This window comes from Nitratidesulfovibrio sp. 1201_IL3209, assembly GCF_036763125.1.
Classification (GTDB): domain Bacteria; phylum Desulfobacterota; class Desulfovibrionia; order Desulfovibrionales; family Desulfovibrionaceae; genus Cupidesulfovibrio.
In genome coordinates, this window is the sequence record NZ_JBAIYT010000025.1 from 18,742 (window position 1) to 44,096 (window position 25,355).

22 protein-coding genes are annotated in these 25,355 nt (G+C 70.6%); 13 read left to right on the forward strand and 9 right to left on the reverse strand.

Annotation, left to right across the window (positions count from 1 at the left end):
* Window positions 1–131: 131 nt before the first annotated feature.
* From V6B97_RS12000 to V6B97_RS12015, 4 genes are all read left to right on the forward strand, one after another.
* Window positions 132–668, forward strand: coding sequence for a hypothetical protein (locus V6B97_RS12000; protein ID WP_333506752.1), 537 nt, complete (start codon window positions 132–134; stop codon window positions 666–668).
* Window positions 665–1,006, forward strand: a complete 342-nt coding sequence (locus tag V6B97_RS12005) for a hypothetical protein (protein ID WP_333506753.1) — start codon at window positions 665–667, stop codon at window positions 1,004–1,006. Before V6B97_RS12000 ends, V6B97_RS12005 begins: the two co-directional genes overlap by 4 nt.
* Complete coding sequence (locus tag V6B97_RS12010; RefSeq protein ID WP_333506754.1) at window positions 1,003–1,863, forward strand: terminase small subunit; 861 nt, start codon at window positions 1,003–1,005, stop codon at window positions 1,861–1,863. The genes V6B97_RS12005 and V6B97_RS12010 overlap by 4 nt, the downstream gene beginning before the upstream one ends.
* Window positions 1,864–2,170: 307 nt before the next feature.
* Window positions 2,171–2,374: a hypothetical protein gene (locus tag V6B97_RS12015; RefSeq protein ID WP_333506755.1), complete on the forward strand. Its 204-nt coding sequence runs from the start codon at window positions 2,171–2,173 to the stop codon at window positions 2,372–2,374.
* A gap of 170 nt (window positions 2,375–2,544) precedes the next feature.
* Here the strand turns inward: V6B97_RS12015 and V6B97_RS12020 are convergent, their stop codons facing one another.
* The 5 genes from V6B97_RS12020 to V6B97_RS12040 form a co-directional block, all read right to left on the reverse strand.
* Entirely contained in the window at window positions 2,545–2,901 is a 357-nt protein-coding gene (locus tag V6B97_RS12020) for a hypothetical protein (RefSeq protein WP_333506756.1), read from the reverse strand.
* Between the two features lie 328 nt (window positions 2,902–3,229).
* Window positions 3,230–3,880, reverse strand: coding sequence for a tetratricopeptide repeat protein (locus V6B97_RS12025; protein ID WP_333506757.1), 651 nt, complete (start codon window positions 3,878–3,880; stop codon window positions 3,230–3,232).
* Between the two features lie 264 nt (window positions 3,881–4,144).
* On the reverse strand, window positions 4,145–4,870 hold the full coding sequence (locus V6B97_RS12030; protein ID WP_333506758.1) for an OmpA/MotB family protein: 726 nt from the start codon (window positions 4,868–4,870) through the stop codon (window positions 4,145–4,147).
* Window positions 4,871–4,937: 67 nt separating this feature from the next.
* Window positions 4,938–5,783 carry a flagellar motor stator protein MotA gene (motA, locus tag V6B97_RS12035; RefSeq protein WP_333506759.1) on the reverse strand — a complete coding sequence of 282 codons (846 nt, stop codon included), beginning with the start codon at window positions 5,781–5,783 and terminating at the stop codon, window positions 4,938–4,940.
* A 9-nt stretch (window positions 5,784–5,792) separates the two neighbouring features.
* Window positions 5,793–6,401, reverse strand: coding sequence for a hypothetical protein (locus tag V6B97_RS12040; RefSeq protein ID WP_333506760.1), 609 nt, complete (start codon window positions 6,399–6,401; stop codon window positions 5,793–5,795).
* 375 nt (window positions 6,402–6,776) lie between these two features.
* On the opposite strand from V6B97_RS12040, the gene V6B97_RS12045 reads away from it, so the two are divergent.
* From V6B97_RS12045 to V6B97_RS12060, 4 genes are all read left to right on the forward strand, one after another.
* On the forward strand, window positions 6,777–7,355 hold the full coding sequence (locus tag V6B97_RS12045) for a hypothetical protein (RefSeq protein WP_333506761.1): 579 nt from the start codon (window positions 6,777–6,779) through the stop codon (window positions 7,353–7,355).
* Window positions 7,356–7,593: 238 nt separating this feature from the next.
* On the forward strand, window positions 7,594–10,068 hold the full coding sequence (locus V6B97_RS12050) for an ATP-binding protein (RefSeq protein WP_333506762.1): 2,475 nt from the start codon (window positions 7,594–7,596) through the stop codon (window positions 10,066–10,068).
* Window positions 10,065–12,605, forward strand: a complete 2,541-nt coding sequence (locus tag V6B97_RS12055; RefSeq protein ID WP_333506763.1) for an ATP-binding protein — start codon at window positions 10,065–10,067, stop codon at window positions 12,603–12,605. The genes V6B97_RS12050 and V6B97_RS12055 overlap by 4 nt, the downstream gene beginning before the upstream one ends.
* A gap of 488 nt (window positions 12,606–13,093) precedes the next feature.
* On the forward strand, window positions 13,094–13,948 hold the full coding sequence (locus V6B97_RS12060) for a hypothetical protein (protein ID WP_333506765.1): 855 nt from the start codon (window positions 13,094–13,096) through the stop codon (window positions 13,946–13,948).
* 132 nt (window positions 13,949–14,080) lie between these two features.
* Here the strand turns inward: V6B97_RS12060 and V6B97_RS12065 are convergent, their stop codons facing one another.
* From V6B97_RS12065 to V6B97_RS12080, 4 genes are all read right to left on the reverse strand, one after another.
* Window positions 14,081–14,377 carry a hypothetical protein gene (locus V6B97_RS12065; protein WP_333506766.1) on the reverse strand — a complete coding sequence of 99 codons (297 nt, stop codon included), beginning with the start codon at window positions 14,375–14,377 and terminating at the stop codon, window positions 14,081–14,083.
* A 219-nt stretch (window positions 14,378–14,596) separates the two neighbouring features.
* Window positions 14,597–15,232 carry a single-stranded DNA-binding protein gene (locus V6B97_RS12070; RefSeq protein WP_333506767.1) on the reverse strand — a complete coding sequence of 212 codons (636 nt, stop codon included), beginning with the start codon at window positions 15,230–15,232 and terminating at the stop codon, window positions 14,597–14,599.
* A gap of 163 nt (window positions 15,233–15,395) precedes the next feature.
* On the reverse strand, window positions 15,396–15,827 hold the full coding sequence (locus tag V6B97_RS12075) for a hypothetical protein (RefSeq protein WP_333506768.1): 432 nt from the start codon (window positions 15,825–15,827) through the stop codon (window positions 15,396–15,398).
* Window positions 15,818–16,114: a hypothetical protein gene (locus V6B97_RS12080; RefSeq protein WP_333506769.1), complete on the reverse strand. Its 297-nt coding sequence runs from the start codon at window positions 16,112–16,114 to the stop codon at window positions 15,818–15,820. The genes V6B97_RS12075 and V6B97_RS12080 overlap by 10 nt, the downstream gene beginning before the upstream one ends.
* Window positions 16,115–16,412: 298 nt before the next feature.
* Between V6B97_RS12080 and V6B97_RS12085 the strand changes: the two genes are divergently transcribed.
* From V6B97_RS12085 to V6B97_RS12105, 5 genes are all read left to right on the forward strand, one after another.
* Complete coding sequence (locus V6B97_RS12085; RefSeq protein WP_333506770.1) at window positions 16,413–17,177, forward strand: S24 family peptidase; 765 nt, start codon at window positions 16,413–16,415, stop codon at window positions 17,175–17,177.
* A gap of 423 nt (window positions 17,178–17,600) precedes the next feature.
* A complete protein-coding gene (locus V6B97_RS12090) occupies window positions 17,601–17,831 on the forward strand; it encodes a hypothetical protein (RefSeq protein ID WP_333506771.1) in 231 nt (76 codons plus the stop codon).
* A gap of 202 nt (window positions 17,832–18,033) precedes the next feature.
* The gene (locus V6B97_RS12095) at window positions 18,034–22,614 is read left to right on the forward strand and encodes a response regulator (RefSeq protein ID WP_333506772.1); all 4,581 of its coding nucleotides are present in this window, start codon (window positions 18,034–18,036) and stop codon (window positions 22,612–22,614) included.
* A 100-nt stretch (window positions 22,615–22,714) separates the two neighbouring features.
* Window positions 22,715–23,887: a response regulator gene (locus V6B97_RS12100; RefSeq protein ID WP_333506773.1), complete on the forward strand. Its 1,173-nt coding sequence runs from the start codon at window positions 22,715–22,717 to the stop codon at window positions 23,885–23,887.
* A gap of 166 nt (window positions 23,888–24,053) precedes the next feature.
* Window positions 24,054–25,331, forward strand: a complete 1,278-nt coding sequence (locus V6B97_RS12105; protein WP_333506774.1) for a glycosyltransferase family 4 protein — start codon at window positions 24,054–24,056, stop codon at window positions 25,329–25,331.
* Window positions 25,332–25,355: the final 24 nt, after the last annotated feature.

Sequence of the window (25,355 nt, forward strand, 5' to 3'; positions counted from 1 at the left end):
GACGGCCGTGCGCCCCCGTTGCCACCCCGCTGCGGCCCGCCGCGCCCCGGAAGGCGGGTGTATGCACGTCCTCTCGCGCCATGGCGGGCCGGGCATGCCGCCCGGTGGTCCAGACGCGGAAGGAGCATGGCATGGACTGGAAAGGTATCGGCACCACGGTGGCCCGCGTGGCCCCGCTGCTGGGCGCCGCACTGGGCGGCCCCGTGGGCGTGGTGGCCGGGGCGGCGGGAGCGCTGCTGGGGTCGGCGCTGGGCGTCTCGCCGGAGCCCGCCGCCGTGGCGGCGGCGTTGGGCGATCCGCAGGCGCTGGCCACCCTGCGTGAACTGGAAGTGCGGGAACGGGCACGCCTGCTGGACTGGCAGACCGAACAACTGCGCGCCGAACTGGACAACACCCGCGACGCCCGCGCGCGCGAGGTGGCCCTGGCCCGCGCCGGGCACGGCGGGGCCTGGATAACCGGCATGGTGGCCCTGGTGGTGGTGGCGGGGTTCTTCGGCATGCTGCGGGTGGTGCTGGAGCAGCCCTCGGTGAACGAACCGTCCCTGCTGCTGCTCGGCTCGCTGGGCACGGCCTTCGGGGCTGTGGTCAACTACTACCTGGGCTCGTCGCTGGGATCGTTCCGCAAGGACGAACTCCGGTCCCGCCCCGGAGGGAGCGGGACGCGATGAACGGCCCGGACGACGCCGTGACCGGAGGCGGCAACCACGGGGAAGGTTGGCGGCTGGACCGCCGGGTGGGCGTGCAGGCCCTGGCCGCGGCAGCCACGGCCTTTGCCGGGGCGGTGATGCTGGCGGCCACGGTGCAGGCCCGGATGGACGCCATGGAGGCCCGCGCCGCCGCCCTGGACGGCGACGTGCGCGCCGCCCGCGAGACCGCCGTCTGCGTGGCCCGCATGGACGAACGGCTGGCAGCGGTGCAGCGCGCGCTGGAAGAGGTGCGTACCGACCTGCGCCACCTGCGCGCCGAGGCCCGCCCGGCCTCCCCCACGGAAAAGGAGGCCCGATGAAGGCCATGGAAACCGGCGAGACGAGCGCCAGGGGGCGGGCTTCCGGGGCGGCCGCTTCCCGGGGGCGCGATGACGGCACGCCACGGCAAGGGGACGGACGCTCCCCCCGGCTGGGGGTGCGCCAGCGCCGCTTCGTGGAGGAATACCTGGTGGACATGTCGCCCGTACGGGCGGCGGAACGGGCGGGATACACGCCGGAGCGCGCCGCGCGCACGGCCGCCCGGCTGCTGCGCACTCCCGCCGTGCTGGAGGCGGTGGAGCGGGCCATGGACAGCCGCGCCGCGCGCACCGGCGTGACCCAGGACCTCGTGGTGCGCGAACTGGCCGCCGTGGGCTTCACGGTGATGACCGACCTGTGCCAGTGGTCCGACGAGGGGGTGCGGCTGCGCGATTCCACGGAACTGACGCGGGCGCAGGCCGCCGCCGTGGCCGAGGTGCGCGAGGGCTCCACCACCCGTGCCGCAAGGCCCGCGCGCGGCGCGCAACAGGGCGAACAGCCCGAAGCCCCGGTGCGCGGCGGGGTGCAGGTGAAGCTGCATTCCAAGCTCAAGGCCCTGGAAATGCTGGCCCGCCACCTCGGCATGTTCGGCGCGGCGGCGGGCGCCGAAGGAGATGCGCCCCTCGCAGGCGATGCGCCGCCGGAGCTTCCGGCGGAACTGCGCGCCCGCATCGAGGAGCTGTATCCCGGCCGCGTGCCCGGTCGCGCGGGTGCCGGGGGCCACCCCGACACGGCGTACCACCGGGACGACCACGAGGACCGGGACGATCCGGACACCCAAGATGCCAAGGACGCCGGGGATGCCGGGGACGGCGAGGAGGACGACGCCTTCGACGGGGATGGCTTCCGGTACCTGTAGGCAAACCTTCCCCGCCACCCGGCCGCAACGACACGGCGGGCCGTCCCGTTTCCGCACGGGGCGGCCCGCCACGCATCCGGGACCGTTCACGTCCCTGCCGCCCCCCTCCGAACCCCACGCTGAAGATTTCCGGGACGGGCAACCCGGCGGACCATGCGCACCTTTTCCCCCGCGCCTCCGGCGCGCGGTTCCGGTCCCGGAAAAATAATGGAGGGTTGTCGGCGCCGGCCGTACCAAAGGTATAGTCGGCCATGCGTCACCGGTGTTCCGCTGGGCGAATGCCGGACGCAACCGCAAGGAGCGATCCATGAAGGAACCCATGCCCGACTCGGCGACCTGTACCTTCTGCGGACGCAGTTTCGATGCGTCCCCCGAGCAGCACCAACGCGAACTGCGTACCCTCAGCGACGACCATTTCTGCCTCGACTGCGCCTGCCATGCCGACCCCGCCATCCTGGCCGTGGTCGGTGAAGACCGCCTGCTGGACATCATCGAAAACTGGTACGGATAGCGGAACCGCCCGCTGGCCGGAGGCGTCCGGCCAGCCGTCCGCGCCGCGCGCGGACGGGGTCTTGCCGCACGCCCGTGGCCCGTGGGCATGAAGGAACGCGGCTGCGCGCTCCCGGATACAACCTTGCCGGGGGACCGGCAGCCACCGGATACGGCCCCCACCCTCGCGGATCAGCGGCGGGGTTCCAGACGCAGTCCCACGGGCTCGCCCACGCTGGCCAGCAGGCAGGTTATCCGCACCGGCCGGGCCACCCCGTCCGGAGTGGTCAGCACGCCGTCCATGCGCAGGATGGTGGACACGTAGTGCCCGTCCATCATGCCGTCATGGCGTTCCATGGTGGCGCGCCCGTCGTTGATGAAGACCAGGCTGGAGGGCGAACCGTACTGGCTGGCCAGTTCGATCTGGGCATAGGCAAGGCAGACGTCCAGGTCCTGGTCCGAAACCTCCGCGCGGGCGGCGGGCACCGGCGTGCTCCACAGCACGGCGGCCAGCGCCATGCCCAGCAGCGCGCGCGGAGCGCCCTTCAATACGCCGGACGCAAGGCGCGCGACCCCACTGGGGCGGGATGCCCCGTTCCCTGTGCCGGATACGGCCAACGGTCTTGCAGCGGTGTCTCGCATGGCGGGCTCGCGTCGGGGAGGCGGCAACCACGGCCGGGGCTTCCGGCCGGGCCCCCGTTGGCCCCGCGCCGGAATGGACGCCGCCGGTCCGTGCATCCTGCCCGGATCATGGACCATGACACTGCTCCATGACCCGGCATGGTTTCATACCCTGATGATGGGGCGGCACCGCCTCCGGGTCAACCCGCGCCTTCGGGAAAGGCGGGCCGGGCGCGGCCGGAAACGCGGGCCGCCGCTACTTGCAGATGCCTTCGCGCCTGGCCGATTCCATGCCGGTGCAGTCGCCATTGGAGCAGCCCTTGGCGAAGTCGGCGCAGGCGGCGGAAATCTCGTCCTCCGCCAGTTCCACGGCCGCCCGGTAGTTCCATGCCCGGTGCTGCGCGGAATCCAGTTCGATGGACCGGGTCAGGTCCTTGAGCGCGCCCAGCCGGTTGCCCATGCGAAAGGCCACCAGCCCCCGCCAGGCATAGTTCTCGGCCGAGGGGTTCTGCCGCACGGCGCGGGTCAGGTCGTCGAACGCTTCGTCCCACAGCCCCATGTCGCTGTGGGCCAGCCCCCGCCGGGCAAAGGCCTGCCAGTAGTCGGGCTGCAACTCGATGGCCTTGTTCAGGTACGCCACGGCCTTTTCCGGCTCGGTGCAGGTTTCGCCGCCCTTCCACAGCACGTGGGCCATGGCGAAGTACTTCTCCGCCTCGGGGTTGACCTTTCCGGAAACCCCCATGGGGTTGTAGGGCTTCAGCGGTTCCTGCGAGGCGCAGCCGGACAGGACCGACAGCATCAGGACCGACAGCATCAGGGCCAACAGCACCAGCAGCCTTGCCGGGGCGCGCTTGCCCGACCAGGAAGCTGCCGAAAGAACGGCGGTGCGAAACAACGTGAACGGCATGTCCGTCTCCTGTATGGGTGCGGGCCGTGCGGCCCGACGGTGATGAGGGGATGGTGGAATGATGGATGGCCGGGAAGCGTCGCGGCCCAGCGCGGTCGGGCGCGGCCGGGTGTTGCGGACTGAGGCCTGCCGGGGCAGACCAGAGCCGCCCGGAACCGGTGTCGGAAACCGCGCCGTCTTCCCCTCAGGCCCCAAAGAGTGCGCGGGACGGGCCACCCGGCCCGCCCCGCGTGCAAGGACGATACATGGGCCAGCGCCGCGCCCCTAGTAGACCACGTTGTACGACATCACCTCCGGCCGGTGGAAATGGAACTCCACGCGCCGGTTCTTGCTGCGGCTTTCGGGGGTGGTGTTGGGTTCCAGGGGGCGCGTGTCGGCGTAGGCGATGCCCCGCAGCCTGGTGGGCTTGATGCCGCCGTGCTCGATGATGTAGCGCACGGCCGCCGCCGCGCGCGCGCCGGAAAGTTCCCAGTTCGAGGGGTACGGGCTGCCCGCGGCCACCTCGCCGCTGTCGCTGTGGCCGCGCACCATCAGGTACAGGTTGTACTCGCGCAGGATCTTGACGACCTCGTCCAGCACCTTGCTGCCTTCCGGCACCAGTTCGGCCGAGCCCGCCTTGAACATCACGTCGCTGTTCACCCGCAGCAGCACGCCCACGTCGTCGGCGCTGATGCCGCTGGCGTTCTGCGGAATGGCGTCGGCCATCAGCATCTGCTTCAGCTTCTGGGCGATGGCGTAGTGCGACTTTTCGGTTTCCGACACCTTGAAGTCGCGCGTGTCCAGTTTGTCCACCCCCTGCACGAAGGGGTTGTTGGCCACGGGCGAAACGTTGCTCGAATCGAACAATGCCCGCTCGGTGGAGAAGTAGCCGGCCAACGCCTCCTTGGTCTCCGGCGGGGTCATGTTCAGAATCCACATCAGCAGAAAGAAGGCCATCATCGCCGTCACGAAGTCGGCGTAGGCCACTTTCCATGATCCACTGCCAGCCATGGCGTTCCTCCCCGCAGGGCGCGCCGTGCCGGACGGACGGAATTTCCGCCGCCGGGCGCGCGGCGCGTCAGCCCTTCAGCTTTTCTTCCATCTCGATGAACGTGGGCCGGAACGTGTGCGGAATGGCACGGCGGCCGTACTCCACCGCGATGATCGGCGTGGAGCCCCGGATGGCGGCGGCCACCGCCTCCTTGATCACCGCGAAGTACATGTGCTGCTCGTGGTTGGCCTGTTCGATCTTGGCCCCCATGGGCCCGAACACGCCGTAACAGAACAGGATACCGATGAACGTGCCGATCAGCGCCGCGCCGATGTGGTGGCCCAGCACCTCGGGCGGCTCGTTGATCTTGCCCATGGTCAGCACGACGCCGAGCACCGCGGCCACGATACCCATGCCGGGCAGCGATTCGGCCATGCGGCCGATGGCGTGCGGGGCGATGGATTCCTCCTCGTGCATGGACTTCATGTCCACTTCCATCAGGCTGTCGATCTCGTTGGGGTCGCCGGTGGTCAGGTACACCCGCAGCGTGTCGCCGATGAAGTGCACGGTGTGCTTGTCCTTGGCGATGGAGGGGTACTTGTTGAAGATGGAGCTGCCTTCCGGCTTCTCGATGTCCTGTTCGATGCTGATCACCCCTTCGCGGTGCATCTTGACGAACAGCGAGTTGAGCAGGCCCAGCACATCGAGGTACTTGGCCTTGCTCATGCCGGGGTCGCCCAGCACCAGCTTGAGGTTCTTCAGCACGAGGCCCAGCGAATACTTGGTGCTGGAGACGATGAACGCGCCGATGGCCGCCCCGAGGATGATGATCAGTTCCGCGGGCTGCCACAACACGTGCATGACGCCGTGCGCCATCAGGTAGCCGGTGATGATCGAGCCGAAAACGACAACGAGACCGAGTATGGCGAACATGGCGTAGCGTCAGTTCCTGTTGGCCTGCACGGCGCCGCACGCATGCGCGGCGTCGATTTCCGCAAGCAGATGCTCAAGGTCAAGGCCGGGCGAGGGGGCGGGCAGCAGGCCCCGGCCCATTCGGGCCACCTCGTCGCACCAGCGGGTCAGTTCCTTCACGCCGTAACGTCCCGCATCGAACATGCGGAAGGCCTTTTCGGCCCTTTCCGGCACCCCGCGCGACGTGATGTGCAGCCCCAGCAGCACCGCGCCGGGCGCATGCTCCACATGCGTCACGCGGGTGCCGAGGAACAGCGTACAGTAGCGGGTCTCCGCGCCGGGCGCGGGGGACATCAGCTTGAGATACACGTGCAGCACCCCGTCGGGCGGGCCGCTTTCCGGCGCAAGGCGCAGGCAGTGCGCCGCCCCTTCCTCGAGGCGCAGGCGCAGGCCCCGCGTGCTCACGTCGGCCAGGGCGATGCCGCCCGCCCCCGCAAGCCCCAGCACGTCGGGCGCGCCCAGGTCTTCCAGCGTCAGGCGGCCACCGGCGCCATCGCGTCCGTACCACAGGGCCGCCTCGCGCAGGAAGCCCGCCGGTGCGTCCACCCTGTAGTTGTTCCTGCGCTCGCTCTCGTCCATCTCTGGTCACGCTCGGCTGGTCACGCTCGGCTGGCTGCGCCCGGCGGATGCGCCCGGCTTGCCGGGCTCGGCCGGGGGATGTCCAGGCTGAGCATGTTCCGGCTGGACATATTCCGGCCGGGCGTGTTCCGGCGCTGTCCGTTCCATGGCGCGCACAACACGGGCCGTACGGCCCGCCAGCGGACCGTACCCGGTGCATTCCCGCGATTGTAGCCGAGAAAACACCACAAGGAAAGTGGGGGAGGCCCCAATGACAACATGCTCCCTGGCCGGAGCGTCCCGTGCGCGCGTGGCGGCATCACCCCGTGGCCCCAGGATTGCATGGATACATATTAGCTGTTGCATTGTCATATATAAAAAACTATAAAAGACCCCATGAATAGCCCTTCCACCCACTCCTTCGTCCGTCTGCGCGACGCCATGCGCGCATTGGCGGCGTGGCTGGACGTCCCGGCATCCGGGCAGTCCCCCGGCGCATCCGCCCCCGAAGCCCTGCGCGTCCTGTGCGCCGCCGGGTTGCGCTGCCTTGCCGACAACGCGGAAGAGTACGACCGTCTCATAGACCGGCCCAACGCCTTTGCCGCGCATTTCGCCGCCACCGTGGCCATGCTGGCCCCCATGGCCGCCCGCGCGGACACGTCGGCTCCCCGGACGGCCGAAGCGGAACAGCCCGCCGCCGGTCCGTCGGGCGAACGGCTTGACGACACCGCGTTCATGCTGGTGGAAGACATGGCCGCCCTGTTCCGGGAACGCAGCCTGCGCGACCCGGAAGCCCCGCCGCGCGACGTCGAACAGGCCCTGCTGGCCCATTTCGAGCGGTGCGGCGAATGGCTGCCCGCCGACGGCACCACGGTCACCGACTGGTACTACGTACGCCTGCCCGCCCTGGTCCTGGCCCAGCTGCTGCGCCGGGCAGAGGCCGCCACCCGCGCCGCCCGTCCCCCCGGCAGCTAGACGCCGGGAGGGTTTTCCGCCAAGGCTCTGCCGCCGCATCCGGCGTTCACCCCGTCCCTCCCGGTTCGCCCTCCCTTCGCTCGTCCCGTCCGGGCCCGCCCCGTCCCGCAGCCTTCGACCGATGCCCGGACGCCGTGCAGCCACGCCCTCCGGCGGCTATACCCGTTGCGTTCGCCCGCGCGTTCTGCCAATACTGAAGGAAGTTCCACGTTCACCTCCTGCAGCACGAGTGCATCGCATGCCCGCTTCGCGCCAAGCTCAGACCGGGTGTTCCCAGCCCCCCGGCTCCGCCGCCGGCACCGCCCCCTCGCCGGGCCGCGAGGCCGACCACGACCCGCTGACGGCGGGCGCGAAACCGGGGGCGGCGCCAAGCCGGGATCCGCTCCGCTCCCGGTCAGGTGAATTCCGGACCGGGCCGTCACGCTGGCTGCTCCCCTCCCTGCTGCTTTCCGCCTGCGCCCTGCTGGGCGCCATCACCTTCGCCGACCCCTACGCCCTGCCCGCCACCCCGCCGGTGCAGGCCCTGCTCGTCAATTCCTACGACCAGCGCATGCGCTGGGTGCGCGAAATCACCGACACCCTGGAGGCCGAACTGGCCCCTCCGGGCGGCAAGGTGCTGCTGCGGGTGGAGAACATGGACACCAAGGCGGTGCACGACGACGCCTACTTCGCCGCCTACGCCGCCATGCTGCGCGCCAAGTACGCCACCGTGCGGCCGGCGCTGCTGCTGTGTTCCGACGACCACGCCCTGAACTTTCTACGCCGTTACCGCGACACGCTGTTTCCCGGCGTGCCCGTGGTCTTCGGCGGCGCCAACAACTTCACGCCCGCCCGCGTCCAGGGCCTGGCCGGAGTCACCGGCGTCACCGAGGAACATTATCCCTACGATACCGCGCAGTTCCTGCTGCGCGTCCACCCCGGCGTGGAAGAGATCTTCGTCATCAACGACTACACCGAAAGCGGCCGTTCCACGGCGGCGGAGCTTGCCGAAGCCCTGCGCCCCCTGGAAGGCCGCGTGCGGCTGCGCTGGAATTCCGACGTGCCCCTGGACGACCTGCTGCGCCAGGTGGCCTCGCTGGGCCCGGAAACCGCCGTGCTGCTGGGCGTCTACTATTCGGACGCCTCCGGGCGCATCGTGAGCTACGAAGAGGCGGGCCTGCGCATCGCCGCGGCGGCCCGGGTGCCGGTGTACTGCATCATGGGCTTCAACCTCGGCGGCAGCATGGTGGGCGGCAAACTGGTCACGGGCACGTCGCAGGGGCGCATCATGGCCGAGATGGGACGGCGCATCCTGGCAGGAGAGGATCCGACGGCCATCCCCGTGCGGCGGGGACCGGGCGAATTCCTCTTCGACGACGCCCAGTTGCGGCGCTGGCGCATCAGCGAGACCTCGCTGCCCCCCGGCAGCGAGGTGGTGGCGCGCCCCTTCTCGGTCTACCGCGCCTATTCCCGGGAAATCCACGCCATCGCGGCCTTCGTGGCGGCCATGCTCGTCACCATCGCGGCCCTGGTGGCCGTCATGCGGCACAAGGCGCGCGCCGAGGCGGAACTGCGCAAGCTGCGCAACCTGCTCGGCAACATCCTGGATTCCATGCCCTCGGTGGTGGTGGGCGTCTCGCCCGAAGGGCGCATCATCCAGTGGAACCGCCAGGCGGTGCGCATGTCGGGCGTGGAACCCGCCGCCGCCCTGGGCCGGAAGCTGGAGGAAGTCTTTCCGTACCTTGCCCCGCAGCTGCCGCGCGTGCGCGAGGCCCTGGACAGCCAGGAGCCCGTGCGCGGCGAACGGCTGATACGCACCGAGGACGGCGTGCCCCGCTACGAGGACGTCACCGTGTTCCCCCTGGCGGCCAACGGCATGGAGGGCGCGGTGATCCGCCTGGACGACGTCACCGAGCGCGAGCGGGTGCGCGAGATGATGATCCAGACCGAGCGCATGCTGTCGGTGGGGGGCCTTGCGGCGGGCATGGCCCACGAGATCAACAACCCCCTCGGCGGCATCCTGCAGGCGGTGCAGAACGTGCTGCGCCGCATCGAACCGGGGCGCGCCGCCAACGACGAGGCGGCCCGCGCCATGGGCTGCACCGTGGAGCAGGTGCGCGACTACCTGGAACGGCGCGGCGTGCTGCGCATGGCCGCAGGCGTGCGCGAGGCGGGCCTGCGGGCCGCGCGCATCGTGGCCAACATGCTCAATTTCAGCCGCCGCAGCACCTCGTCGCACATGGAATGCGACATCGGCGGGCTGGTGGCCACCGCCGTGGACCTTGCCGCCAACGACTACAGCTTCCGCAAGAACCACGACTTCCGCAGGCTGCGGGTGAACGTCCTGGTGCCGCCGGACCTGCCAAGACCGGCCTGCCTGCCCACCGAGGTGGAGCAGGTGCTGCTGAACCTGCTGCGCAACGCCGCGCAGGCCCTGGCCGGATTCACCCCGGCCGACGGCGCGCCGCCCACCATCACCGTGCGCGCGGAGCACCGCCCGGAAGGGGTGGCCGTCTCCGTCGCCGACAACGGTCCCGGCATACCGCCGGAGGTGCGGGCCAGGGTCTTCGATCCGTTCTACACCACCCGCCCGCCCGGCGAAGGCACCGGCCTCGGGCTTTCGGTGGCGTTCTTCATCATCACCCAGAACCACAAGGGCACGTTCTCCGTGGTTTCGGAGCCCGGACAGGGCGCCACCTTCACGTTCACCCTGCCGCTGGGGGAGGCGTCATGAGCGCCGTACCCCGCTCCACCCGGCGCGACGCGCGTGGCGGGCCGCCCCGGCTCCGCCTGCCTGCCCGGCTGCGCCTGACGCTGGCCTGCCTGTCCCTGTGCCTGGCGATGGCGCTCTGCGGAACCACGGTCCGCGCCGCCACCGGCACGGCCTTGCCGACAGGCGTGACGAGCGGCGCGCCTTCCTTCGCGCCATCCGGAACGCCGGGTGCGGCCGAGCCCCCCCACGCGGAAGCCAACGCCACGTCCGAGGCCGTGGCCCGCTCGGTGGCCGATTCCGTGGTCCAGACCCTGGCCGACTCCATCGCCGCGCGCGGCGGCCAGGCGCAGGATACCCGGCAACTGGTGCTGCTGCTGCATTCCTACGAGCAGGGCATGGGCCGGGTGCGCGAAATCACCGACACCGTGGAGCGCATGCTGGCCCCCATGACCGACAACGTCGCCCTGCGCGTGGAAAACCTGGATTCCAAGCGCGTGCGCGCCCCGGAATACCTCGACGCCTTCGCCGCCGTGCTGGCCCTGAAATACGCGGGGCGCACCCCCGCCCTCATCCTGACCAGCGACGACGACGCCCTCGATTTCCTGGCGGTGCGGCACGCCACGCTGTTCCCCGGCGTCCCCGTGCTGTTCTGCGGGGTGAACCATTACCATGACAGCCTGAAGGCGGCCATTCCGTCGCTTTCGGGGGTGCTGAGCACCTTTTCCGCCCGCGAGACCGTGCAGGCCATGCTGGAACTGCACCCCGGCACCCGCCACGTCTACCTGGTCAACGACCACACCGAGACCGGGCGGGCCGTGGCGCGGGACGCGCGGCAGCAGCTTGCCGGGTTGCCCAACGGCGTGCAGGTGCACGAATTTCCCCCCTTGCCCTTCGACGACCTGCTGTCCCGGCTGGCCACCCTGCCGCAGGACGCGGCCGTGCTGCTGGGCGTGTATTTCGAGGACGGCGTGGGCTACGCCACCACATTCGAGGACATGGGCGAACGCATCGCCGGCGCCGCGCGGGTGCCCGTGCACTGCCTGGTGGACTTCAACCTGCGCGGCGCCGTCGTGGGGGGCAAGGTGTCCGGCGCCTCGATGCAGGCGGAGGCCATGGGCCGCATGGCCCTGCGGGCGCTTTCCGGCGCGCGCGTGGCGGACATGCCGACGCAGACGGAAGGGGTGAACCGCTTCCTGTACCGCGCCCCCTCGCTGGAGCGGTGGGCCATATCCGAAAGCCGCCTGCCCGAGGGCAGCACCGTGGTGGACCGTCCCTTCTCGCTCTACCGGGCCTACCGCACCCACATCAACGTGCTGGCCCTGTTCATGGTCTCGCTGGCGTCCACCATCGCGGTGCTGGCATACATGATGCGCCGCCGGACCTCCTCGGAACGGCAGTTGCGGCGGCTGCGCAACCTGCTGGCCAACACCCTGGATTCCATGCCTTCGGTCATCGTCGGCGTGTCGCCGGAAGGCCGCGTCACCCACTGGAACCACCACGCGGCCGCCGCCACCGGCCTGGACGCGGGCGAGGCCGTGGGGCACTCGTTGGGTCAGGTGTTCCCCCGGCTGGAGCGGCTGAAGCCACTGGTGTTCGAGGCGCTGGAGGACGGCCAGATACGCGACGGACAGCGCCTGCTGCACCCCGAGGGCGACATGGTGCGCTACGAGGACGTGACGGTCTTTCCGCTGGTGGCCAACGGGGCGCAGGGGGCCGTCATCCGCGTGGACGACGTGACCGAGCGCGAGCGCATCCGCGAAATGATGATCCAGACGGAAAAGATGCTCACCGTGGGCGGCCTTGCGGCGGGCATGGCCCACGAGATCAACAACCCCCTCGGCGGCATCCTACAGGCGGTGCAGAACATGCGCCGCCGCGTGGAGGCGGGGCGCCCCGACAACGAGACCGCCGCCCGCGAGGCCGGGCTGACCCTGGCCCAGGTGCGCGGCTACCTGGAACGGCGCGAAATACTGCGCATGCTCGACGACATCGCCGCCTCCGGGGCGCGGGCCGCGCACATCGTGGCCAACATGCTCGATTTCAGCCGTCGCGCCGACGGCGCGTTCGCGGAGCAGGACCTGCACCGGCTCATCGAGAACACCCTGGAACTGGCCGCCAACGACTACGACCTGAAGAAACTGTACGACTTCCGCACCCTGCGCATCGTGCGCCAGTACGCGCCCATGCTGCCCGCGGTACCCTGCCTGTCCACCGAGGTGGAGCAGGTGCTGCTGAACCTGTTCAAGAACGCCGCCCAGGCCCTGGCCGCCGTTCCCCCGGCCGACGGCGCCCCGCCCACCCTGACCATCCGCACCGAACGCCACCACGACCTGGTGGCGGTGACCGTGAGCGACAACGGCCCGGGCATGACGCCCGAGGTGCGGGCCCGCGTCTTCGACCCCTTCTACACCACCAAGCCCCCCGGCGAAGGCACCGGGCTGGGGCTGTCGGTGTCGTATTTCCTGATCACCCACAATCACGGCGGCAGCTTCGCCCTGCACTCCGAGCCGGGCAAGGGCGCGCACTTCACGTTCACCTTGCCTCTCCGGCAACGCTAGGGGCCGTTTCTAACTTGTCCTTTCGCCCGTTGGCTTCGTCAAACTTCGCCTGCCATGTCGGTCGAATACGATAAGAGTATACTCCCTCATGGCGGGCTCGTTTTCCTTGCCAACGAACGAAAATTCTAAGTTAGAAACAGCCCCTAGGCCGGGGCCCACCGCCCCCATCCCGCACGGCCATGACGCGCGGGCGGTGGCGCATGCCCGCGCCCGTCCGCCGCAACGGGCAACCTCCCTCGCGCCCCGGCCCGGCCGGATCGAAACATGCCGTCCTGCGCCCTCCGGACACGCCCCTTCGGACACGCCCCTTCGGACACACCCCTTCGGACACACGTGGACAGCTCCCTCCATCATGCGCATATTCTGTCAAGGCAGGCGGTCCACTTGACCGCAGGCGGCGCCGTGGCACAATGAGCCCGGCCCCGGAAACCACGCAACCCGTCGTTCCATCCGGCAGACCTGCCGATCGCATACGCAAAGGACATCACATGGACGCCCGCATCGCATGTGCCCCCCGCCTCCCGCACACCCTGCGCCTGCTGGCCTGCCTGCTCGCGCTGGCCGTGCTGTTGGCCACAGGGTGCGCCCCGCGCATGAAGGCCGACGTGCAGGCCGTTTCGGCCCCCGGCTACCGCAAGGCCGGGCAGAGCTACGTGCTGGTGCCCGGCACCGCGCTGGCCACCCTGAACGCCGTCAACGCCGACGTGTTCCGCCAGTCCACCCAGCGGCTGCGGGCCGTGCTCACCGGGCACGGCTACCGCGAGGCCCCCACCCCCGAGGCGGCGGACATGGCCGTGGTGGTGGAATGGAAGGTGGACGGCCCGCACGAGGTGCCGGACCCCACGGCCTATTCCCGGCCGTCCGTGGGCATCGGCGTCGGCTACGGCTCGTGGCCGTGGTACGGCGGGGCCTACGGCAGCCGCTACGGCGGCCGGGGATACGGCGGCTATAGCGGCTTCGGCACCGGCTACGGCTACCCGCCGCCCATGACGGTGGTGCACACCCGCACCCTGTCCATCGAGGCGCGCGACCTGCAGTCCGGCCGGACCGCCGATGCGCCCCTTGCACCCGCGCCGCCCGCCGGACAGGACGCCACGGAACTGCCCGACTACGCCAAGCCGCCCTACGGCGCGCCCATCGGCACCGTGGAAGGCCTGCCCTCCCCGGCCGAACTGACCGGCCCCGTGCTGTGGAAGGTGGTGGTCTCCAGCACCGGCAGCTCGCGCGACATCCAGAACGTCCTGCCCGCGCTCACCGTGGCCGCCTCGCGCTGGATAGGCATCACGGCCAACGTCAAGGTGACCGTGGACGACGAACTCAACGTGACCATTCAGGGGCAATAGGGGGCAACGGCCCCGGCCCGCGAACGCCAATGGAATCAGGGCCGGACGGCATCAGCCGCCCGGCCCCCCTCTTTCCGGAAATTTCCGCGCCGTCGCGCCGGGCATGTCCCGGCGCACCTTCATCCCCGGCGGCTAATGGCCGCGTTCCGGCCCCGCCCCTTCATCGCCCCCGGCGGCGCAATGTCCGCCCCAGAACCACCGCCGCACCGCGTCGGGATCGGCCCGGTAGGTGCCGTCCGAACACCTGCGGGCGGGAAACCCGTCCTCGCGGATCCAGCGCTTCACGGCCCCCTGCCCCGCGCCCACGGCGCGGCCGATGGCGTCCAGGCCCACCAGCACGAACGGCTGGTCATGCGGCGGCCCCTGTGCCGGGCCACGGGCCGGAGCGTATCCCGCGCCCATCCGGTGGCCGCCGGGCCCGTCCACCATGATCCGCCGCCCATCGCACCCGCAGGGGCCATGGGCCGCCCAGGCGGAACCCGGCGCGGGAACGTGAAAGGGCCGTTGCTGCGGTTGCTGCGCGCCCTGCATGAATCCATCCTCCCTGTCTCGCGGCGCGCGGTGCGCCGCGGCTTGCGTTGCATCCTGAGCCGCCTTGGGGCCGCCGTCCGGGCCGCCCCCCCCCTGCCTGTTCCGGCACGTCGCCCCCTAGTGCATGCGACGCGACGGCCTGCCCGGCACGCCACCGGCATCGCACATCCCGCATTCCCGCCCGCCGGACCACGGCACCATGCCCGGCCAGTCGGGCACGGCGGCCACGCCCGGCGCATCCCCGGCGTCGCCGTCCCGCAACCGGACGGCGGCATCCTGCGGGTCCACCGCGACGGGCGGGCACCACCCCGCACGGAACGATCCGCCGTCAGCCCGCGCGGTTCCCACGGGCACCGCCACGGGGCGGTCCCCGCGACGGCTGCGCCGCACCCCGGACAGGGGCGCTTCAAGGCGGACGGCCGGATGCGCGGCCGGATGCGCGGCCGCCCCGGAACGCCGGTCGTCGTCCACGGCCTGGACCAGCCATGCGGCCACGATGGCTCCGGCTTCTCCCCCGTGCGCGCAGGCCACCAACTCGCCTTCCACGTGCACCAGCATGCCGCGCCGCAGCCGCGCCAGGCACCATGCGGCCTGGTCGCCGGTGACGCGCACCCGGTGCCGCTGGCCCGCGTCGTCCTGTCCGGCGCCCTCGGTGCTGACGGAAAACAGCACGCAGCCACCGGCCGTGCCGGTGCCGGGTCGCGGCGCGGCCACCACGCGCCCGAGCAGCATCACTCTGTTCACAGCCGCCATGCGGCATCCTCCTCTGCGACGGTCCACGTCGCGCCGCCCCGCGCCGCGCGCGGAGCCGACATATCCCGCATCGGCGCGGGGCGCGCCGGGCGGCGTCCTCGCCGTGTGGCGGCCGTCCGGTACTAGCCCCTCGCCGGTACGGCCGTTCGCCCTTCGGCGAGCCTCAGAATCCAAGCACCATGTCCGGCATGCGGAACAGGTCGCGGCCGTAGCAGTCCGGGGGGATGTCCCCCGAGGCCCACGGGTCCTCGAACAGCCCGTGATCCATGCCGTGCGCCAGGGCCTCGCAGCCGGGGCCGCAAAACCTGTCGCGCAGCGTGGCCGGGGTGAACCTGCGCCCGCACACGGCGCAGTCGCGCGGCTGCGGACGGGCCTGCCCGGCGGCGGCCAGGGCCACGCATTCCCGCGAGCAGTAGCGACGATGGGCCCGGCCCGGCGGCATGGGGCCGCCGCACAGCTGGCAGCGCTCGGGCCGCTCCAGGGTGCGCGCCGCGGCATGGCAGGCACGGCTGCAATACCGGCCCCGGCCATGCTGCAACCGGGCGGGGTTGACGGAAAACGGGGCGCCGCAATGCAGGCAGGTCACTATCGGCATGACGCACCTCCTTCATAGAAGCGGTTGCACGCCTCCAGCGCGCGCATCCGGACGCGCGCCGTCTCGGGCGTGGAGTGGCGGGCCTCGTCGTGGCTCGCATGGTACAGACCCAGCAGACGGCGATGCTCGTCCACCTCGATGAACATCATGGGCAGCCGCCGGTCATGCAGGCTGCACCCTTCGGCGCAGGCCGGGCACAGCACCACCCCGGCCACGACCACCGCCCCTTCCTCGCCGGGCCCGCCTCCGCAGACGGTGCACCGGGCGCCGCGTGACATCGCGTGCATGTTCCCATCCCTCTCGTTGCGCCCGAACCGGAACAGCCCGCCGCTGCGGTCCTCCGGCCCGGTCGGCCTGTATATCGGTTGTTCTATGTGAACGACGCGGCAACATTTCCTCCGGGCATGGCCCCACCGCACCGGCACGCCACCTGGTGAAGCGTGGCGCGCGCCGCACAAGAGCATCAGGGGAAACGGCCGTCGTGCGCACAGATATTTCACACTTCGCACACAAACGTCAAGAGTATCGGTACACCGATGACAGAATTTTATGGACATCCGCACAGAATGTGCTAACATCTCATACATGAACGAGTACGATTCCACAGGAACCGACTGGGATGAACTTCGTGAGTTCGTCGTCGACGCGCTGCGCAGCGTGGGCGGCGTGAAGCGCCTTGCGGAAATCGCGGGGGTCAGCGAACGCACCGTCTACGCCTGGAAGAACGGCGAACGCTTTCCGAGCCGCACCAACCTCGCGCGGCTCACCGAACATCTGGAACGCATCGCCAGCACCGGGACGCCCAGCGCTCCGCAGCCGCACTGGCGGGGCCTGCATGAACGCATGCTGCGCCCCTACGGGGAATCCCCGCGCGATGCCCATGCCCCCGCCGGACAGGACGTGCCGGAAGAAGTCCGGCGTTTGGCCGAGGAGTTCGTGCTGGTGGACAAGGCCGAGGCGCGCCCCAGCGCGGGGGGCGGTTCGCTGCAGACCGGCGGCCGCCCGGAGGAGCAGCACGCCTTCCGGCTGGACTGGGTGCTGGGCCGGGCGCGGTCCACCACGGGCCTGTGCCTCATGGAGGTTATGGGCCGCTCCATGGAGCGCACCCTGCACGACGGCGACCTGGTGCTGGTGAACCAGCACGACCGCACCCTGGCGGAAGACCGGGTCTACGTGCTGCGCGTGCAGGACGAGATCTACATCAAGCGGTTCTCCCGCACGCCGGGGCGCTACCATTTCCGGGGCGACAATCCGGAACTGGCCTACCAGGACATCGAGATCGACCCGCGCGACGAAGCCCTGCAATGGGAGGTCATCGGCCGGGTGATCTGGGCGGGCAAGGAAATGTAGCCGCACGGCCCGCCGTTATCCTTCCCCCTTCTTCTTCGCCGGACGGCCCCGTCCGCCACTCCCCGTCGCTCCCCGACGTCCCCCTCCGGCCCGAGTTGCGCGGCCTGCTGGACCTTTCGCACTTTTTGTGCAAAACGGTTCCCCACACAGGAACCCGGAGGTCCCATGCACGCCACGCCCACCCGCCCCGCGCAGCCCTCTCTTGCAGCCCCGGCGCATCCCGCCCCCGCCCAATCCGCCCTCCCCGCCTCCCCGGCCCAAACGGCATCGCCGTCCGTTCTGACCCAGACGGCATCGCCGTCCGTTCCGACCCTGTCGGCATCGCCGTCCGGTCCGGCCCGGCCATGCGCCGCCCTGAAAGACCACCAGCGGAAAGGCCATCAGCCCAGTCATGGGCACACCGCCACACCTGCTCGCCCTCCCATGCTTCCGCACGCCCGCCGGTCCGGGGCCGATGCCCGCCCCGCATGGTGCGAGGGCCGGGGCCCCGACCCCGCGCCGCAGTTCCTGGTCCGCTGGCATCCGGCCGACGGCGCCCCCCGCCATGACCCGGCGGCCACCGCCGCCGAGGCCCGCTCGCTGGCCCGCGACGCGCGCGAGGCCACATCGGCGGAGGCCGCCGTGTACCGGCTGTGGTCCATCCTGCCCGACTGACCCTTCGCCTTGCCCCATGGCCGCCACGCCCCACCCGTACGGACCGGCTCCATCCCCCACCGTTCCCCACCCGCCCCGCAGCCATTCTACAGGCCCACTTCCCACCGGCTGGACAATAATCCCCGTGCGCGCCTATACTGCTCCGTGAATCCCTGCCCGGAAACACTGCGGGCGTCCCCCACCGGCCGGAAGGAGCCCCGCCATGCCCACCATCACGGGCCCCATGCTGTTCCGCCACCTTTCCGTCTTTCAGCGGCTGCTCATCGGCACGCTGCTCATCGTCGCCTTCAGCATCGCCCTCGGGTACGGCACCCTGAGGCTGATGCGCGGCATGGCCGAGGACGCCGACACCGTCTACCGGCACACCTTCATCGCCACCAGCAAGTTGCAGCAGGCCAAGGAAAGCGTGGAACGCATGCGCGCGGCCATGCGCGAGCAGATCATCGAGGTGGACGAAGCCATCAAGGCCGAACAGGTGGCCACCCTGCGGCGAGAGGAACGCCTGTTCCACGACTGCATGGACGCGGTGCGCGCCAACTTCCGGGGCGATCCCGCCCTCATCGACGCCATGGAAAGCCGCTACGACGACTTCCTGTCCATGCGCGACAGGGCCATGGCCCTGGCAGAGAACCGGGAGATACAGGAGGCGTGGCGGCTTACCGAATCCTCGCCCCGGAACCCGGCCGACCGGCTGCTGCTTTCCATGGACGAACTGATGCACGCCGCGCGCTCCAGGGCCGAACAGTTCTTCCAGACCTCGGTGGCGCAAAACCGAGCCATGCTGGCCAAGGCCATGGCGGCCTACGCGCTGTTCTGCGCCATGGTCATCGCCATCACCTACCTGGTCAGCTGGACCATCCGGCGCCGCCTGCTGGCCCTCACCGGCTGCGTCAAGTCGCTGGCCGACGGCGACCTGGACGTGCGGGTGCCCTACGGCGAGGAACGCAACGAGATGGGCGCCATGGCCCGCTCGCTGGAGGTGCTGCGCGGCGTATCGCGCCAGATGGAGCAGCAGCGCTGGATCAAGGCCCAGATGTCCGAGACGGCCACCGCCCTGCAACAGGCGGGCGACCTGTCCTCCTTCGGCCAGCGCCTGGCCGCCGTGGCCGCCCACGTGGCCGGTGCGCCCTACGCGGCCCTGTACGTGCCCGACGAAGACGGCGCGCACCTCGACCTGGTGGCCTCGCTGGGCGGCGTCGCAGGCGGCCCGCCGGCCAGGGCGCCCATGGACGGCAGCCTGGTCGGCCGTTGTGCCGCAATGCGCACCCCCGTGGACCTCACCCCCCCGGCAGGCGGGACGCTGCGCTTCTCCACCGGCCTCGGCGACATGGAGCCCGCCTCGTTGCGGGCCTATCCGCTGCTGCTGGGCGACAGATTGCTGAGCGTGCTGGAACTGGCCACCCTGGGCCCGCTGCCCCCTCGCGTCGCCACCCTGTTCGAGGACATCCTGCCCATGGCCGCCCTGTCGCAGGAAGTGCTGGAGCGCAACCTGCACACCCGCAGCCTGCTGGAGCAGACCCGCACCCAGGCCAACGAACTGGAGGAAAGCCGCGAACTGCTGCGCCGCAGCGAGGCGTTCTTCCGCGCCGTGTTCGAAACGGCGGGCATCGGCATCGTCAGCGAAGGGCGGGGCCGTGGCATCGACCGGGCCAACCCGGCCTTCACCGACTTCATCGGCATCGGCGAGCCGGAATTGCTCGGGCGCGACCTGGAGGACTTCTTCCACCCCGACGACCGCGCGGCCGTGGAAGCCCTGCTCGGCCGCCTGACCTCCGACAGTCCGGCCCCCCACGCGTTCGATCCGGACGGCCCGAATCGGGGTGACCGGGAAGACCCGGAAGAGCAGGGAGGTCGGGAGGACTGGGGTGACCGGGAAGAACAGGGGGAACAGGGATACCAGAGAGAGCAGGGCCGCGCCCCCGTCACCGTGCGCGCGGAACACCGCTACCTGCGCCCCGACGGCGAGGTGCGCTGGGCCGACGTGCGCTGCGCGCTCATCAGCGACAGGCACATCGCCCCGCGCCGGGTCACCCTGATCAACGACATTACCGAACTCAAGGAACAGCAGGCGGAACTCAAGGATACCGAGGCCTGGTACCGGGGCATCGTCCATTCGGCCCCGGACGCCATGGTGGTGATCGACAGCGCGGGGCGCATCGTGCTGTGCAACCCGCAATTCGAACGGTTGCTGGGCTACGAGACGGACGAACTGACCGGCCATCTGGTGGAGGAATTCCTGCCCGCGGAACTGCGTGACCGCCACGTGGTCCTGCGCAACCACTTCCTGTCCTCGCCGCTGAAGGTCATCGGCCACGAACGCGAGGTGACGGGGGTGCGCAAGGACGGCGCCCGCCTGCCGCTGGAAATCAGCCTCAGCAAGCTGCCCCCGTCCGAGCGGCACCCCGTGAGCGCCTGCGCCGCCCTGCGCGACATCTCCATCCGCAAGCGCACCGAGGCCGAACTGCGCCGGGCCAAGGAAATGGCCGAAGAGGCCACCCGGCTCAAGAGCGACTTCCTGGCCAACATGAGCCACGAGATCCGCACCCCCATGAACGCCATCATCGGCATGGCCCACCTGGCCCTGAAGACGGAGCTCGACCCGCGCCAGGCCGGCTACGTGCGCAAGATACGCGCCGCGGGCCAGCATCTTCTGGGCATCCTCAACGACATCCTCGACTTCTCCAAGATCGAGGCGGGCAAGCTGACGGTGGAGAACACCGAGTTCGAACTGGAAACCGTGCTCGACACCGTGGCCAACCTGGTCTCGGAAAAGGCCACGGCCAAGGGCCTGGAATTCGTGCTCGACGTGGCGGCCGACGTGCCCCCCGTGCTGCGGGGCGACCCGCTGCGGCTGGGGCAGATTCTCATCAACTACGCCAACAACGCGGTAAAGTTCACCGAGCGCGGCGAAATCGTGGTCCACGTGGAAACCCTGGAAAGGGGCGACGACGACGTGCTGCTGCGCTTTGCCGTGCGCGACACGGGCATCGGCCTCACCCCGGAGCAGAAGGCGCGGCTGTTCGTCTCGTTCCAGCAGGCGGACACCTCCACCACCCGCAAATACGGCGGCACCGGCCTTGGCCTTGCCATCGCCAGGAAGCTGGCCAACCTGATGGGCGGCGACGTGGGCGTGGACAGCGCCCCCGGCCAGGGCAGCACCTTCTGGTTCACGGCCCGGCTCGGCCTGGGCGCCGGGCGGCGGCAACTGGTGCCGCGCATCGACCTGCGCGGCCTGCGGGTGCTGGTGGTGGACGACAATCCCCAGGCCCGCACCGTTCTGGCCCAGATGCTGGAAGGCATGACCTTCCGCCCCGCCGAGGCGGACGGCGGCGAGGCCGCGTTGCGCCTGCTGCGCGAGGCGGAAGTATCCGGCGCGCCCTTCGGCATGGTGTTCCTGGACTGGCAGATGCCCGGCATGGACGGGCTGGAGACCGCCCGCCAGATCCGCTCGCAGACCCCGGACCTGCCCGTGGCCATCGTCACCGCCTACGGACGGGAAGAAATCTTCGCGGCGTCCGAAGGGGTGGGGGTGCAGGCCGTACTGGTGAAGCCGGTGCAGCCCTCCCTGCTGTTCGACACGGCCATGCGCCTTCTGGGTGCGGTGAACCCCGCGCCGCGCGCCGCCGCGCCGCCGCCCGGCACCCGCCCCGCCATGCTCGCCGGCGTGCAGGGCACGCGCGTGCTGCTGGTGGAGGACAACGAACTGAACCGGGAAGTGGCCCTGGGCCTGCTGGCCGAGGCGGGGCTGGCCGCGGACGCGGCCGAGGACGGGGCGCAGGCCGTGCGCATGGTCATGCAGGGCGACTACGACCTCGTGCTGATGGACGTGCAGATGCCCATCATGGACGGATACGAGGCCACCCGCGCCATCCGCCGCACCCTGGACGCCGACCGGCTGCCCATCGTGGCCATGACCGCCAACGCCATGCAGGGCGATCGCGAGGCGTGCCTGGCCGCCGGTATGAACGACCACGTTGCCAAGCCCATCGACCCGGACGAACTGTTCGCCGCGCTGATCCGCTGGCTGCCCCGAAGAACCGGGGACACGCCACCGGACGCCGCTCCCGCGCACGTCCCGGACGGCCCTCCGGCCGGGCAGGACGACGACCGGCGCATCCTCGACCCGGAGGCCGGTCTGCGCCGGGTGCTGGGCAAACAGGCGACCTACCGCGCGCTGCTGCGCCGCTTCGTTTCCCAGCATGCCGGCGCGGCGGCGCGCATCGCCGGGCTCATGGAGTCCGGCGACGGCGCATCGGCCACGCGCGAGGCGCACACCCTGAAGGGCATGGCGGGCACCCTGGGCGCACGCGCGGTGCAGGCCCATGCGGAAGAGTTGGAATCCGCCCTGCGCCACGAGGCCCCGGCCGAACGCGCGGCCCAGGTGCTGGCAGTGCTGGGCACCGCGCTGGACGCATCGGTGCGGGCCATGCAGCGCCTGCTGGATGACGCGCCGCCCGTCCCGGGCGGCACGGAATCCGGCGCGGGGGCGGAGGCCACCGGCGACGCCGCGCCCGGCGCTCCCCTGCCCGGCACGCGGGAGGCCCCGTCCGCCGCAACGCCCGGCCAGCCCGTACACTTGGACGACACCCTGCTGGACCGTCTGGAAACGCTCATCGAGGAAGACGACAGCGAGGCCGTGGACCTTTTCAACGCCCATGCCGAAGCCCTGCGCGCCGCCCTGGGGCAGGCCACCGTAACCCGCATGGGCGAGGCGCTGCGCGCCTTCGAATTCGAAACCGCGCTGGAAATGCTGCGCGCGGCCCGTCCGGCCCGAGACGGCTAGGGGCTTCCCCCCCCCCGGCCATAGGTCCGCTCCCCGTCCCGTACCGCCGTCCGGCCACGCCGCGCGGCTGCCCCGCCACCCCAGCCACCACGAGATCGCCATGACCGACACCACACTCCCCTCGGACGATGCCCGGCGCACCGTGCTGGTAGTGGACGACACCGCGGACAACCTGACCCTGCTCAGCGACCTGCTGAAGGACACTTACCGGGTCAGGGTGGCCAACAGCGGCGAAAAGGCCCTGCGCATCCTGTCCTCCGGCAGCCCGCCGGACATCGTGCTGCTGGACATCATGATGCCCGGCATGGACGGCTACGAGGTGCTGCGCCGGCTGAAGGCCCTGCCCGGCACGTCGGACGTGCCGGTGATCTTCCTCACCGCCCTGTCGGAAGAGGACGACGAGCGCGTCGGCCTGGAACTGGGCGCCGTGGACTACATCACCAAGCCCGTCAGCCCCCCCATCATGCGGGCCCGCGTGCGCACCCACCTTCAGGTGAAGGCCGCGCGCGACTTCCTGAAGGACAAGAACGCCTTCCTCGAGGACGAGGTGGCCCGCCGCATGCGCGAACTGGCGGCCGTGCAGGACGTGACCATCATGGCCATGGCCTCGCTGGCCGAAACGCGCGACAACGAAACCGGCAACCACATCCGGCGCACCCAGCACTACGTGCAGGTGCTGGCCCAGCACCTGTCGTCGCACCCGCGTTTTTCCGCCGCGCTGACGCCGGAAGACATCCCCCTGCTGTTCAAGTCCGCCCCGCTGCACGACATCGGCAAGGTGGGCATCGCCGACCGCATCCTGCTGAAGCCCGGCAAGCTGACGCCCGAGGAATTCGAGGACATGAAGCGCCACCCGGCGCTGGGGCGCGACGCCATCATCGCGGCGGAAAAGCAACTGGACACGCCGGTCTCGTTCCTGCGCCACGCCCGCGAGATCGCCTACTGCCACCATGAGAAGTGGGACGGCAGCGGCTACCCGCGCGGCCTTTCCGGCGACGATATCCCCGTTTCGGCGCGGCTCATGGCCCTGGCCGACGTGTTCGACGCGCTGATCAGCCGCCGGGTGTACAAGCCCCCGTTCGACATGGAGAAATCCGTGGAGATCATCCGCCAGGGGCGCGGCACGCACTTCGACCCGGACGTGGTGGACGCCTTCCTGTCCAACCTGCAAACCTTCCGCGCCATCGCCGACCGCTACGCCGACTCGGAAGAAACATTGGAGGAAACCAGGTCGCGCACCGAGAAGGATTACCCGCCAGGGGCGAAAGCCTGAGGACGCCCCGCCCGGCTCCGTCCAGTTCCGTCCAGCTTCGCCCGGTTCTGTCCAGTTCCGTCCGGTTCCGTGACGGCCTTGCGCCTGCCGGGGCCGTTTGCTAGACCGGACGGGCGTTCCGGCCCCCCCCTGCGCGCCCCGGCGCCTACCCTCACCACCCTTCGCCATGCCCGACACTCCCACGGATACCCTGCCCCGGACAGACGATCCGGAAACCTCCCGCCCGGAAGTGGCGCTGTTCATCCGCACCTATTCCCGCTACGGCGGCGTGGAGCATTTCTGCCACCGCTTCCATGAATACCTGCGCGCCCAGGGCATACCCGTGCGCGTGCTGTGCGGAGAAATGGCCCCGGAAATGCTCGCGGGAACGAGCGGGAACACCGCCCGGCGGCGCGGCGACGACGAACGTCCCGCGGACCCGGATGCCGCCCCCCCGGCCGTGGACATCCGCGAACTGGGGCTGTGGCGGCCGGGCCGGTTCATGAAGAACCTGGGCCTGTATTTCGCCGCCGCCCGCGCCCTGCGCGAACTGCCGCCAACCACCATCAGCGTCGGCTTCGGCAACATGGCCGGCTGCCACATCCACCGCTCCGGCGGGCCGCACCTCGACTTCCTGCGCAACAGCCTGGCGGCGCAGCGCTCGCCCCTGCGGCGCTGCGCGAAGGCGTTCACCCGCCTGCTGAACCCCAACAATCTGCTGATGGCCGTGCTGGACAAGCGCATCTACAACCACCCGGCCACCCGGCGCATCATCGCCATCTCGCAGAACGTGCGGGCCGCCGTGGCGCGCCAGTTTCCCCATTCCCCGGCCACGGTGGTGGTCATCCCCAACGGGGTGGACACCCGGCGCTTCAACGCCCGGCGCTTCGCCGACCTGCGCGGCGAGGCCCGGCGGCTCGTGGGCCTGCGGGAGCGCCACCGGGCCATCGGGTTCTGCTCCAGCAACTTCGAGCTCAAAGGGCTGGACCGGCTCGTCGCCGCGCTGGCCCACCTGCCCGAGGACTACGTGCTGGTGGTGGCGGGCGGGCGGCGCAGCCGCAACTACGCCGACTACGCAAGGTCGCTGGGGGTGGAGAAGCGGGTGGTGTTCCTGGGCAAGGTCAAGGCCGCCGACATGCCGCGCTTCTACGCCGGGCTCGACGTGTTCTGCCACCCCTCGTTCTACGACACCTTCGGCAACGTGGTGGCCGAGGCGCAGGCCATGGGCCTGCCCACGGTGACCACCCGCGCCACGGGCGCGTGCGACGTCATCGACGACGGCCGCACCGGCCGGGTGCTGGACCAGCCGGAACCGTGGGCGCTGGCCACCGCCATCTTCGACCTGCGCGACGTGGAGCCCGGCACCATCTTCGGCACCGTGGAGGACGACGAGCAGGTCTTCGCCCGGTATCTGGAAGTGATCGAGGCGGTGCGCCAGGAACTGGCGGCCGACGCCGCACGCTGAACCCGCGTCCCCCGGAAGACGCAC